This window comes from Streptomyces sp. NPDC037421 (assembly GCF_055602105.1).
This window is the reverse complement of record NZ_JBVJWV010000007.1, coordinates 81,884-94,788: the sequence shown is the minus strand read 5'-3', so window position 1 is coordinate 94,788 and position 12,905 is coordinate 81,884. Positions and strand designations below refer to the sequence as shown.

Sequence of the window (12,905 nt, the reverse complement as noted above, 5' to 3'; positions counted from 1 at the left end):
GGGAAAAAGGGGGAGTCCGATGAATACCGAAGCCACTCCCGGACGGGAAAGGCTGATCGAACAGTTCAAGGCCGACGGCCTGAACGTCATGTTCGGAAATCCGGGAACGGTGGAACAGGGATTCCTCGACGCGGTGGACGCGGCGGCGGACTTCCAGTACGTCCTCGCCCTCCAGGAGACCGTGGCCGCGGGCATCGCCGACGGCTATGCCCGCGCCACCGGCGGCGCGGCCCTGCTCCAGCTGCACTCCGGCGTGGGGCTGGGCAACGGCATCGGCATGCTCTACCAGTCGCTGCGCGGCCACACCCCGCTCGTGGTGGTCGCCGGTGACGCCGGGGTGCGCTACGACGCCATGGACGCGCAGATGGCCTCCGACCTGGTGGCCATGGCCAAACCCGTCACCAAGTACGCGACCCGGGTCACCGATCCCCGGTCCGTGCTCCGCACGATCCGGCGGGCCGTCAAGATCGCCCTGACCCCGCCGCGGGGCCCGGTGTTCGTGGCCCTGCCGATGGACGTGCTGGACGAGCTCAACTCCGAGCCCGTGCTGCCCGCCACGGTGCCGCTCACCGACGTGGCACCCTCGCCGGCCTCGGTCGGCCGGGCGGCCGAGCTGCTCGCCGGCGCCGAGCACCCGGTGGTCCTCGTCGGGGACGGGGTCGCGCTCTCCGGGGCGCAGGCCGAACTCGCCGCCGTCGCCGAGCTGCTGGGCGCCGACGTCTACGAGGTCGACTCCTCCGAGGTGAACATCGCCGCCTCGCACCCGCTGCGCCGGGGCCAGACGGGCCACATGTTCGGCCCGCACAGCAAGGAACTGGTCGCGGCGGCGGACGGGGTGCTGATCGTCGGCACCTACGTCTTCCCCGAGGTGTTCCCCGAACTGGAGAACCCCTTCCGGCCCGGAGCCAAGGTCGTGCACATCGACCTCAACGCCTACGAGATCGCCAAGAACCACCCCGTGGACCTGGGCCTGGCCGCCGACCCGCGGCACGCGCTGCGCGCGCTGGCCGGCGTACTGGAACAGCGGCTGACCCCGGCCCGGCGGGCGGCGGCGGCCGCCCGGCTGGACGTACGGACCCGCGAGCGGGCCCGGGCCGCCCTGGAGCGGACGGACGACGACACGCCGATGGCCGTCTTCCTGCGGACGCTCGCGGAACGCACCGGCGGGGACCTGATCGTCTTCGACGAGGCGCTCACCACCTCCCCGCTGGTCACCCGGCACCTGCCGCCCGAGCGGCCCGGCGACTACCACCTCACCCGCGGCGGCTCGCTGGGCGTCGGCTTCCCGGGAGCGGTCGGCGCCAAGCTCGCCCACCCGGACCGGCTCGTCGTCGGCTTCGCGGGCGACGGCGGGTCGATGTACACCTACCAGGCGCTGTGGACGGCGGTCCGGCACGGCATCGCCGCCAAGTTCGTGGTCTGCAACAACCGCAAGTACCGGCTGCTCGACGACAACATCGCCCAGTACTGGCGGGAGCGGGACATCGCGGAGCACCCCTTCCCGGGCTCCTTCGACCTCTCCCACCCCGAGATCGACTTCGCCGGGCTGGCCCGGGCGCTGGGCGCCGAGGGGACCCGGGTGGAGAAGCCCGACGAGGCCGCGGCCGCCGTCACCCGGATGCTGGCCCACTCCGGCCCGTACCTGGTCGACGTCCAGGTCTGAGCAGTGCCCGCACCCGGCCCGGCCGGGGCACACCACGCGACACACCGACGGACAGGAGGAGACCGCATGCCCGCCGAGCGGCTGACCGAGGACGCGATCCGCGCCTTCGCCGAGAACTGGTACGTGGCCCTGGACCGGCACCTCCCGCTGGAGCAGGTCCTCGCCCTCATCACCGAGGACCTGGAGTTCAAGGTCCCCGAGGACACCTTCCTCGGGCACCAGGGCTTCGGCCGGTGGTACGACGCCGTCACCCACCGGTTCTTCGACGAGGTGCACACGGTCACCAAGGTGGAGCCGGTCATCGAGGGCGACCGCGCCATCGTCCGGGTCCTCGTCAACTGGCAGGCCAAGATCTGGGACGCGCCGGCCGCCCGCAGCCAGTGGCTGGGCTTCGACGCCGACCAGACCTGGACGCTCGTGGCCGGCGACGACGGACCGCTGATCAAGCAGTACACCGTCAACGAACTGGCGCCGATGCCCGGTTCGGGCTCGCTCTGAGGGGGCGGCGGCGATGACCGGAGTGACACGCGAGCGGGTCGAGGCCGCCTACCGGGCGCTGGGCTCCGGCGACCGCGCCCGGATCCTCGACTACTACGCCGAGGACCTGCGCTGGCTGGTGCCGGGCAACCACCCGCTCGCCGGCTGGTACGAGGGCCTGGACGCCTTCCTGGAGCTGATGGGCCAGACCCACAAGCTCACCGGAGGCACCTTCCGGATGGACCTGGAGGCGGTCCTCGTCGGGGAGGACTGCAGCGCCGACGTGTGCCGCAACGTCGCCCTGCGCGACGGCGCCGACCCGGCGAGCGCCTCCCCGTACGAGCGGATGGACTACCAGGTCTTCCACTTCATGCGGTGGCGGGACGGCCGGATCACCGAGGGCCGCGACGGGCTCTTCGGGGACACGGCGGCCGCCTTCAGCCAGTTCTGGGCACCGTTCGCGCCGGACGGGACCCGAAGGGACCGATAGGGGGATGAGAGACGCGATGGACGCCCGAGAGATCCTGACCAAGTACTACCAGTACGCCAACGCCGGGGACTGGGACCGCTGGTGCGACCTGTTCGCCGACGACCAGGTCATGGACGAGCAGCTCGCCGGACACATCGAGGGCCTGGAGACCCTGCGCTCGATGATGAAGGGCATGGGGACCATGTACCGGGTCTTCCGCAACGAGCCCGTGCACTTCCTGGTCGACGGGACCAAGGCCGCGGCCGTCTCCCACCTCAGCGCCGTCAGCGCCTCCGGCGAGGCCATCGAGGCCGAGGTGATGAACTACTTCGAGATCGTGGACGGACGGATCGCCTACATGGCGAACTACCACGACACCGCCCCCTTCCAGGTGCTGAGCCAGGACTGAGGGGACCGGACTCGTGGCCACGGAACAGTACGACTACGTGATCGTCGGCTCCGGCACCGCCGGCAGCGTCCTCGCGAACCGCCTCTCCGAGGACCCGGACGTCTCCGTCCTGGTCCTGGAGGCCGGCGGCCCCCGCGTCCCGCCCGAGGTGGACGACCCGTCCTCCTGGTACAAGCTGCTCGGCGGGCCCGTCGACTGGGGCTACACCAGCGTCCCGCAGCCGGGCCTCGGCGGCCGCCGTACGTACGAACCGCGCGGCAAGGCCCCCGGCGGCAGCAGCAACCTCTACATCATGATGCACATCCGGGGCCACGCCTCGGACTTCGACCACTGGGCCTACCAGGGCGCGGCCGGCTGGGCGTACGAGGACGTGCTGCCGTACTTCGCCCTGCTGGAGGCCCAGGAGGACGCCACCGCCGCCACCACCGGCACGACCGGACCGCAGCGGATCACGAACGCCGGACGGCACGGCCCCAACCCGGTCTCCCGCGCCTTCATCGACGCCGCCGTCGAGCTGGGCCACCAGGAGATCGCCGACTTCAACACCGACGGCCCCCGGCGCGGCCTCTTCGGCACCGGCTGGCACCACATCGACGTCGCCGACGGCCGCCGCCAGGGCACCCTGGCCGCCTACCTGGAGCCGGCGCTCGTCCGCCCCAACCTGACCCTGCGCACCAGCGCCCAGTCCACCCGGCTGCTCTTCGAGGGGGACACCTGCACGGGCGTCGAGTACGTCCAGCTCCAGGCCCCTGCCGAGTTTCCGGGCCGCACCGTCCGCGACCGCCACAGCACCACCGCGGGCCCCGGCGCGCACACCGTACGGGCCCGGCGCGAGGTGATCGTGGCGGCCGGGGCCATCGAGTCCCCGAAGCTGCTGCTGCTCTCCGGCATCGGGCACCCCGAGCGGCTGCGCGAGCACGGCATCGCGGTCACCGCGGCCGTCCCCGGGGTGGGCGAGAACTTCCACAACCACGTCCTGACCGGGCTGATGGCCGAGGTCACCCAGGAACTCCCGCCGCCGGCGCAGAACCTGTCCGAGAGCGCCCTGTTCCTGTCCTCCCGGCCCGGACTGCCCGCCCCGGACCTCCAGATCGCCTTCGTCCACGTCCCGTTCGACGTGATCGTCGGCAAGGACCACCCGAACACCGTCTCCATCCTGCCCGGCGTCGTACGCCCGGTCTCGCGCGGCTGGATCAGGCTCGCGAGCGCCGATCCGCTGGCCCACCCGCTGATCCACCCGAACTACCTGGGCGACCGGTGGGACCTGGAACGGATGGTGCAGGGCGTCAAGCTCGCCCGGGAGCTCTTCGCGACCTCCGCCTTCTCGCCCTGGTACAAGCAGGAGCTCCAGCCCGGCCCGGGCTTCGTCTCCGACGAGGAGCTGCGGACCTTCGTCCGGCAGAAGTCGGAGAGCTACCACCACCAGGCCGGCTCCTGCCGCATGGGCATCGACGACCTCGCGGTCGTCGACCCCGAGCTGCGGGTGCACGGCGTACGCAACCTGCGCGTCGTCGACGCCAGCGTGATGCCCGCCGTCCCGTCGGGCAACTGCCACACCGCCATCGCGATGATCGCCGAGCGCGCGGCGGACTTCCTGAGGGGGATCTCCCGTGCCTGACGTGGTCCTGCGCGAGGGGGCGCTGACCGGGACCAGGATCGCGGTCCTGGTCGAGAGCGACTTCTACGAACCGGAGATCTTCTACTACCAGCGCCGCTTCGCCGAGGAAGGGGCCGAGGTCGACTTCCTGACCCGGCTGTGGGGCAACGACTCCATCACCTTCACCGGGCACGAGTACCGGGCGCCCTTCACCGCGGCCAAGTCCCTGGAGGGGCTGGACGACGAGGAGCTGCGCCGCTACGCGGCCCTGATCGTGCCCTCCGGCATGGTCGCCGACCGGCTGCGCTACACCGAGGACGTGGACGTCCTCGCCCCGGCGACCGAGCTGCTGCGCCGGGCCTTCGAGGAGCCGACCGTGCTCAAGGGGATCATCTGCCACGGCATGTGGCTGGCCTCCTCGATCCCGGAGAAGGTGCGCGGCCGCAAGGTCGTCTGCCACAACAACCTCATCGGGGACGTCCGCAACATGGGCGCCCAGTACGTGGACGAGGACGTGGTGGTCGACGGGGACCTGGTCACCGGCCGCACCGGCGCCCACCACCACCTCTTCGCCCGCCGGATCATCGAACTGGTCGCCGCGGGCCGGGGCAGGGGGGCCGGCTGATGCCGGCCGCCGGGGACCGGACGATGGTCTGGTCGCACGTGGGCCTCAACTGCGCCGACCAGAAGACGACCGAGGAGTTCTACACCCGGTACTTCGGCTTCGCCCGGGCCCGGGTCGTCGACCTCGGCGGCACGCAGATCGTCTTCCTGCGCAAGGGGGACGCGTACCTGGAGCTCTTCGCGGTGGGGGCCGAGCCGGCCGCCCGCGCGGCGCACGAAGACGGCCCGCCGGCCCCGGGCCGGATACGGCACCTGGCCTTCCAGACCGACAGCGTCGACGCCTTCCTCGCGGAACTGGGCGACGCGGCCGAGGTGACCCTGGGGCCCCTGGACTTCGACGACTTCATCTGCGGCTGGCGGACCGTCTGGGTGCGCGACCCCGACGGGGTGATCGTCGAGGTCAGCCAGGGGTACGAGGACGACCGCTCACACGACAAGGACGGTGCATGACATGGCGGGCTCGTTGAACTTCTCCTTCTCCGACACGATCGCGGGCTACGTCGTCCGCTTCGACTCCTCGTCCCGGCTGCTGCGGCTGAAGACCACCGACGACCGCGAGTTCGAGGTCTCCCTCGCCTCCGGGCCCAGCGCCGAGCTGGTGCGCAACCTGGACGAGCCGTACGTCGACGCCTCCGGGCACGTCGACGAGATGCTCTCCCCGGGCCGGTTCCTCTTCGCCTACGGGGTCCACTACCCCGAGCAGGGCGGGCGCTTCGACGCCAAGCGGCTGGTGTTCCTGGGCCGCGGCGCCGAGGACTACCGCTTCGAGGAGGCCGGCTGGTGGATCCGGCAGATCGAGTCGCTGGCCGACTTCTACAAGCGGGCCCAGTTCGGCGACGGCCCGGTGGACTTCACCGAGTACCGCACCGAGATCCGCCTCGGCGGCGACAAGACCGCCAGCCACGTCCAGGAGACCGACACCATCTCCCGCCTGGTCTACGGCATGGCCTCGGCCTACCTGCTCACCGGCAAGGACGAGTACCTGGAGATCGCCGAGCGCGGCACCGAGTACCTGCGCAAGCACATGCGGGTCGTGGACAGCGAGGAGGACGTGGTCTTCTGGTACCACGGCATCAGCGTCGACGGTGACAGCGAGCGCAAGCTCTTCACCTCGGAGTTCTCCGACGACTACGACGCGATCCCGATGTACGAGCAGATCTACGCGCTGGCCGGACCCGTCCAGACCTACCGGGTCACCGGCGACGTCCGGATCAGGAACGACGCGGACGCCACCATCCGGCTCTTCGACAAGTTCTTCAAGGACGAGGAGCAGGGCGGCTACTACTCGCACATCGACCCGATCCTCTTCAGCGCCGACCACGAGTCCCTGGGCGAGAACGCCGAGCGCAAGAACTGGAACTCGGTCGGCGACCACGCGCCCGCGTACCTCATCAACCTGTACCTGGCGACCGGCGAGCAGAAGTACGCCGATTTCCTGGAGTACACCTTCGACACCATCGCGGACAGGTTCCCGGACTACAAGAACAGCCCGTTCGTCCAGGAGCGCTTCTTCCGCGACTGGTCGCACGACACCGCGCACAGCTGGCAGCAGAACCGCGCGGTCGTCGGGCACAACCTGAAGATCGCCTGGAACCTGATGCGGATGAACTCGCTGAAGGCCAAGCCCGCCTACGAGCAGCTCGCCAGGAAGATCGGCGAGATCATGCCGGCCGTCGGCAGCGACCGGCAGCGCGGCGGCTGGTACGACGTCGTGGAGCGCGTGAAGGAGGGCGACCAGGAGTCGTACCGGTTCGCCTGGCACGACCGCAAGGCCTGGTGGCAGCAGGAGCAGGCGATCCTCGCCTACCTCATCCTGAACGGCACGGTCGGCGGCGACGCGAACCTGCGCGAGGCGCGCCAGGCCCAGGCCTTCTACAACACCTTCTTCCTCGACCACGACGAGGGAGCGGTCTACTTCAACGTGCTCGCCAGCGGTACGCCGTACCTGCTCGGCACGGAGCGGCTCAAGGGCAGCCACTCGATGTCCATGTACCACTCGGCGGAGCTCTGCTACCTGGCCGCCGTCTACAACAACCTTCTCATCAACGGCCGGGAGATGGACTTCCACTTCCAGCCCGACCCGACCGACCTGCCCGACCGGATCCTGCGCGTCTCGCCCGACCTGCTGCCCGCGGGCTCGGTGCGGATCGCGTCCGTGGAGATCGACGAGAAGCCCTACGAGGAGTTCGACGCCGAGGCGCTGACCGTCCACCTCCCCGACGTCCAGGGGCGGGTCAAGGTCAAGGTCCGGCTCCGGCCGGTGACCAAGCAGTAGTGCCCAACGGGGGGCGCCCCAACAAGAGGGGAAGCAGCAATGAGTCTGAACGTGAAGGAACGCCGGAACAAGACGGCCACCGTGCTCGTCGCCACCGGTGAGATCAACAGCGAGACCTCCGGCACCCTGCTGGAGTCCCTGCTGCCGCTGGTCCGCGAGGGCCGGCCGCTGCGCATCGACCTGACCGCCGTGACCTACGTCTCCAGCGCCGGGCTGCGCACCCTGCTCGTCGTCTACCGCGAGGCGCAGCACGCCGGGGTCGCGGTCACCCTGTACGGGGTGAGCGAGGAAGTCCGGTTCGTCATGTCGGCCACCGGGTTCCTCGACTTCTTCGAGACCGGCGAGGCGGCCGCCACCAGGGCCAAGGCCGCGCGATGAGCGAGGCCCGCTCCGAGCAGGTGCTGCGCGTGGACGCGTACCCGACCCACGAGGTGGGCGGGTACCGCGTCCGCGCGGGCAAGCCGTTCCCCTTCGGGGCCAACGTGGTCCCCGGCGGGGTCAGCTTCTCCGTCTTCTCCGACCAGGCGACCTCCATGTCGCTGGTCATCTACAAGCGCGGAGAGCCCGAGCCGATGGCCGAGCTGGAATTCCCCGAGGAGTTCCGCACCGGCAGCGTCTTCGCCATGACGGTCTTCGGCCTCGACCACGAGAACATCGAGTACGGCTACCGGGCCGACGGCCCCTTCGACCCGGCCATCGGCCACCGCTTCGACGCCCGGCAGGTCCTCTCCGACCCCTACGCACGGCTGATCGCCGGCCGCGACGTGTGGGGCGTGGAACCGGACCGCAGCCGCGGCTACCAGTACCGCTCGCGGGTCTGCCTCCAGGACTTCGACTGGGGCGACGACACCCCGCTGCGGATCCCCGCCGAGGACCTCGTCGTGTACGAGGCCCACGTGCGCGGCTTCACCCGGCATCCGTCCTCGCAGGTCACGGCCCCCGGCACCTTCGCGGGGCTGCGGGAGAAGATCCCGTACCTGAAGGAGCTCGGGATCAACTGCATCGAGCTGCTGCCGGTCTTCGAGTTCGACGAGAGCGACAACCCGCGCACCAACCCCGAGACCGGCGAGAAGCTCTACGACTACTGGGGCTACAACACCGTCTCCTTCTTCGCACCGAAGGCCGGCTACGCGGCCACCGGACGCTACGGGATGCAGGGCGACGAGTTCCGCACCCTGATCAAGGACCTGCACGCCGCCGGCATCGAGGTCATCCTCGACGTCGTCTTCAACCACACCGCCGAGGGCAACGAGCAGGGCCCGACCATCTCCTTCAAGGGCCTGGACAACGCCACGTACTACATGCTCACGCCCGAGGGGTACTACTTCAACTTCAGCGGCACCGGCAACACGGTCAACTGCAACCACCCCGTGGTCCGCAACTACGTCCTGGACTGCCTGCGCCACTGGGTCGCCGACTACCACATCGACGGCTTCCGCTTCGACCTCGCGGCCATCCTCGGCCGGGACCTGGACGGCACCCCGCTGCCCAACCCGCCGCTTCTGGAACTGCTCGCCTTCGACCCGGTGCTGCGGCACACCAAGCTCATCGCCGAGGCGTGGGACGCGGGCGGCCTCTACGAGGTCGGCAACTTCCCGGCCTACGGGCGCTGGGCCGAGTGGAACGGCAAGTACCGCGACACCGTCCGCCGCTTCCTCAAGGGCGACCCCGGGGTCACCGGCGAACTGGCCACCCGGGTCGCGGGCTCGCCCGACCTCTACTCCGGCCGCGGGACCTCGGCCTCCGTCAACTTCCTGACGGCGCACGACGGTTTCACCCTGGCCGACCTGGTCTCGTACAACGACAAGCACAACGAGGCCAACGGCGAGGGCAACGCCGACGGCGCCAACGACAACAACAGCTGGAACTGCGGGGCCGAAGGCCCCACCGACGACCCCGAGGTCAACGCCCTGCGGCTGCGCCAGATGAAGAACGCGCTCGCGATCCTCTTCACCAGCCAGGGCATCCCGATGCTGCTGTCCGGGGACGAGGTCGCGCGTACCCAGCAGGGCAACAACAACACGTACTGCCAGGACAACGAACTGTCCTGGTTCGACTGGGACCAGGTCGACGAGAACGCCGAACTGCTCCGGTTCACCCGCCAGATGATCGCCTTCCGGGGACACCACCGCGAGCTGCGCTCCACCTCGCACCCCACCGGACGGCTCCGGGAGGGCCTCGGCCTGCCCGACATCAGCTGGCACGGGGAGCGGGCCTGGCAGCCCGACTGGTCGGCGGACAGCCGGCTGCTGGCGGTGGCCCGCTGCGGCACCGGCGACCAGGACGTGGTGTACGTGGCCATGAACTCCCACTGGGAGGCGCACGACCTGGAACTGCCCGCACTGCCCGGCGGCCGCAGCTGGCACCTGTTCGCCGACACCGGCGCCGAGGCACCGCACGACATCCGCACCCCGGGGGCGGAACAGGAGCTCGACAACGCCGGCAAGTACCTGATCGGCCCGCGCTCGGTCGTCATCCTGGTCGGCCGCGCCAACGACCCCGAGCCCCGAGACGACTGACACGCCCAGACCGAAGGAGACCTGACATGCCGCTTTCCGTGTCCCTGAGCATCGAGGGCGACACCACCGTGATCGAGCTGACGGGCGAGCTGGACGCCAAGACCGCCCCGGAGTTCCACCAGACGATCGAGAAGGCCGCCGGGCACGGCACCGGCACCGTCGAGATCCGGATGGCCGGGGTCGGCTACATGGCCAGCGCCGGCCTGCGCTCCCTGGTCTTCGCCCAGCAGAAGGTGGGGGGCGAGGTCACCATCAAGGTGACCGGCGCCATCGAGCCCGTCGCCCGGACCATCCGTACGGCAGGGCTCGACCGCAGCATCGTCCTCTCCGATGACTGAGCACGACGCCCGGAACGGTGACTGAGATGGTGGAACTGGCGAGGAAGCCCGCCGTGCTGGACGTGCCCGCGACGGTGGGGGCACTGGGCGAGATCGCCGCGTTCGTCCTGCGGCTGGCCGGACGGGCGGGCCTCGGCAAGGGGGCCACGTACCGGATCCGGCTGGCCGTGGACGAGCTGGCCACCAACATCGTGATGCACGGGTACCGGGGCGGCGGCGGACGGATCACCATCCGCGGCCGCTCCGGTCCCGACGGGGTGCGGATCGTCATCGAGGACACCGCCCCCGCGTTCGATCCCGTCGCCGGCCGCCTGCCCCCCGCCCCCGGGATCCCCCCGGAACGGCGCCGGGTCGGCGGCCTCGGCATCCACCTGGCCCTGACCAGCGTGGACTCGTACGCCTATGCCCGCACGGACGGCCGGAACATCAGCACGCTGACCGTGAGGGCCGATGAGGGGACGGACGCATGCCCTCCACGACCGTGATCATCCTGGACGTGTACCCGCCGCCGCCCATCGAACTGCTGGACGCGCTGCGGCGGATGGACGCCGAACTCGTTCCCCGCACCCTGGGGGAACTGCTTCGCGGCCGCCTCGAACTGCTGCCCGTCGCCGACGTGCTGCTCGCCCCCGCCGAGGCCGACGGGGAGACCGTACGCAGCGCCGTGCGCCGGCTGCGGCGGTGGGCCGGCGCGCCCATCGTCGTCGTCTGGACCGTCCGGGACTTCGCCGCCCTGGAGCGGCACGTCCGCCTCGGCCACGACTACCTCGTCCCGCCCTTCCTGCCCGCCCTCGTCGGAGCCCGCCTGCACAGCTGCACCGAACGGGCCGGACTCGGCCGCACCCTGCGCGAGGCCGACGCCCGCGCCGAACTCATGGGGTACGAGAAGGAGCTGGAGATCGGCCGCGAGATCCAGGCCGGCTTTCTGCCCGAGGCGCTGCCCGTCCCCGACGGCTGGGAGATCGACGTGCGCTTCCGGCCCGCCCGGCAGGTCGCCGGGGACTTCTACGACGTCTTCGAGATCTCCCGGGGCCGGCGCCTCGCGGTGGTCGTCGCCGACGTCTGCGACAAGGGCGTCGGCGCGGCCCTGTTCATGGCCCTCATCCGCTCCCTGCTGCGCCACACCGCCGAGAACAGCGGGCTCCAGCACCTGATGGCCGCAGGCCGCACCGGCGGCAGCCGCCGCACCCCGGTCGTCGGCGCCACACCGCTGCTCAACGCGGTCACCGCCACCAACGGCTACCTCACCCGCAACCACCTGCGGCAGGGCTATTTCGCCACCCTGTTCTTCGGCGTCCTGGACCCGCTGACCGGAAGCCTCGTCTACATCAACGGCGGCCACAACCCGCCCCTGCTGCTCTCCGGCGACGGCTCCGTGCCCCGGGCCCTGGAGGTCACGGGGCCGGCGGTCGGGGTGCTGCCGGACTGCGTCTACACCCTCGGCTACGCCCAGCTGAACCCCGGCGACACCCTTTTCGTGTTCACCGACGGAGTGCCCGAGGCCCGCTGCCCCGACGGCAGCTTCCTCGGTGACGAGAGGATGCTGGAACTGCTCGCCGGCCCCCCGGCGAGCGGCAGGGACACGGTCGACCTGATGGACCGGGCGGTGCGCGAGCACACCGGCACCGCCGAACAGCACGACGACGTCACCATGCTGGCCGTGCACCGGCCGCGTACGGCGCGGGGGCCGCACGCGGACGACACCGGCTACCGGGTGGTGGCGTGATGACCCGGACCATCGTGGTGCACTCGCACCGCGGCGGCACCGGGAAGTCCTCGGTGCTGGCGAACCTCGCGCTGCTGCTGGCGGCCGGGGGGCGCCGGGTGGGGGTGGTCGACACCGACCTCCAGTCACCCACCCTGGACCTGCTGTTCCGGCTGGGTCCCGGCACCGGCTCGCTGGCCGACTACCTCCTCGGCCGCTGCGAGATAGAGACCGCGGCCCGGGGCACCGCCGTGCCCGGGCTGTACGTCGTACCGGCCCGGACCGGGACGGCGGCCCTGCGGGAGCTGATGACCACCGGGTACGACGTGGGCCTGCTCCCGGAGGGCTTCGACCGGCTGGCGGAGAGCCACGGACTCGACGTCCTGCTGCTCGACACGCACGCCGGGCTCAACAACGAGTCGGTGACCGCCATGGGCAGCGCCGACATCGTACTGATCATGGCGAGGGCCGACCGGGTCGACCTCTCCGGAGCGGAGGAGACCATCGCCCTGGCCGGGCGGCTGGCCTGCCGGCGGGCCCTGGTGCTGAGCATGGCACCCGAGGGCGTGGACCGGGAGGCGGTGGCCCGCAGGGCCGAGGAGGTATACGGCGCCCCCCTGGCCGGAATTCTCCCGTACGTTCCGGAAATGGCGGCCCTCTACGGAGAGCGCATATTCGCGGAAGCCCTTCCCGACCACCCCCTGGTCGGTGAATTCCGCACGATCCTCACGGCGTTGGACGCACGTGACGAAGTATCGCGGGCCTGACGCCGCCCCCTTACGCCCCTCGCGAGAGGGCGTGTTGAATCGGCAGCGATCCAGAACAAGGA

14 protein-coding genes are annotated in these 12,905 nt (G+C 70.8%); all 14 read left to right on the top strand.

Going from position 1 to position 12,905, the window contains the following annotated elements; all coding sequences use genetic code 11:
• Window positions 1–19: 19 nt before the first annotated feature.
• The gene (locus ACZ7IF_RS13180; RefSeq protein ID WP_470968527.1) at window positions 20–1,663 is read left to right on the top strand and encodes a thiamine pyrophosphate-binding protein; all 1,644 of its coding nucleotides are present in this window, start codon (window positions 20–22) and stop codon (window positions 1,661–1,663) included.
• Between the two features lie 66 nt (window positions 1,664–1,729).
• The gene (locus tag ACZ7IF_RS13175) at window positions 1,730–2,161 is read left to right on the top strand and encodes a nuclear transport factor 2 family protein (protein ID WP_405981640.1); all 432 of its coding nucleotides are present in this window, start codon (window positions 1,730–1,732) and stop codon (window positions 2,159–2,161) included.
• 13 nt (window positions 2,162–2,174) lie between these two features.
• Window positions 2,175–2,630, top strand: coding sequence for a nuclear transport factor 2 family protein (locus tag ACZ7IF_RS13170; protein ID WP_470968524.1), 456 nt, complete (start codon window positions 2,175–2,177; stop codon window positions 2,628–2,630).
• 16 nt (window positions 2,631–2,646) lie between these two features.
• On the top strand, window positions 2,647–3,018 hold the full coding sequence (locus ACZ7IF_RS13165; RefSeq protein ID WP_007262997.1) for a nuclear transport factor 2 family protein: 372 nt from the start codon (window positions 2,647–2,649) through the stop codon (window positions 3,016–3,018).
• 13 nt (window positions 3,019–3,031) lie between these two features.
• Window positions 3,032–4,636, top strand: coding sequence for a GMC family oxidoreductase (locus ACZ7IF_RS13160; protein ID WP_470968521.1), 1,605 nt, complete (start codon window positions 3,032–3,034; stop codon window positions 4,634–4,636).
• Complete coding sequence (locus ACZ7IF_RS13155) at window positions 4,629–5,240, top strand: DJ-1/PfpI family protein (protein WP_470968519.1); 612 nt, start codon at window positions 4,629–4,631, stop codon at window positions 5,238–5,240. The genes ACZ7IF_RS13160 and ACZ7IF_RS13155 overlap by 8 nt, the downstream gene beginning before the upstream one ends.
• Entirely contained in the window at window positions 5,240–5,689 is a 450-nt protein-coding gene (locus ACZ7IF_RS13150) for a VOC family protein (protein ID WP_470968516.1), read from the top strand. Before ACZ7IF_RS13155 ends, ACZ7IF_RS13150 begins: the two co-directional genes overlap by 1 nt.
• 1 nt (window position 5,690) lies before the next feature.
• Entirely contained in the window at window positions 5,691–7,514 is a 1,824-nt protein-coding gene (locus ACZ7IF_RS13145; protein ID WP_470968513.1) for an AGE family epimerase/isomerase, read from the top strand.
• A gap of 39 nt (window positions 7,515–7,553) precedes the next feature.
• Window positions 7,554–7,892 (top strand): STAS domain-containing protein, encoded by a 339-nt coding sequence (locus tag ACZ7IF_RS13140; RefSeq protein WP_470968510.1) that lies wholly within the window; start codon window positions 7,554–7,556, stop codon window positions 7,890–7,892.
• Window positions 7,889–10,033: a glycogen debranching protein GlgX gene (gene glgX / locus ACZ7IF_RS13135; protein ID WP_470968507.1), complete on the top strand. Its 2,145-nt coding sequence runs from the start codon at window positions 7,889–7,891 to the stop codon at window positions 10,031–10,033. Before ACZ7IF_RS13140 ends, glgX begins: the two co-directional genes overlap by 4 nt.
• 26 nt (window positions 10,034–10,059) lie before the next feature.
• Window positions 10,060–10,371: an STAS domain-containing protein gene (locus ACZ7IF_RS13130; RefSeq protein WP_007262990.1), complete on the top strand. Its 312-nt coding sequence runs from the start codon at window positions 10,060–10,062 to the stop codon at window positions 10,369–10,371.
• 26 nt (window positions 10,372–10,397) lie between these two features.
• Complete coding sequence (locus ACZ7IF_RS13125; protein ID WP_470969300.1) at window positions 10,398–10,856, top strand: ATP-binding protein; 459 nt, start codon at window positions 10,398–10,400, stop codon at window positions 10,854–10,856.
• A complete protein-coding gene (locus tag ACZ7IF_RS13120; RefSeq protein WP_470968503.1) occupies window positions 10,838–12,097 on the top strand; it encodes a PP2C family protein-serine/threonine phosphatase in 1,260 nt (419 codons plus the stop codon). Before ACZ7IF_RS13125 ends, ACZ7IF_RS13120 begins: the two co-directional genes overlap by 19 nt.
• Window positions 12,097–12,843, top strand: a complete 747-nt coding sequence (locus ACZ7IF_RS13115; RefSeq protein WP_470968500.1) for a MinD/ParA family ATP-binding protein — start codon at window positions 12,097–12,099, stop codon at window positions 12,841–12,843. Before ACZ7IF_RS13120 ends, ACZ7IF_RS13115 begins: the two co-directional genes overlap by 1 nt.
• Window positions 12,844–12,905 lie beyond the last annotated feature (62 nt).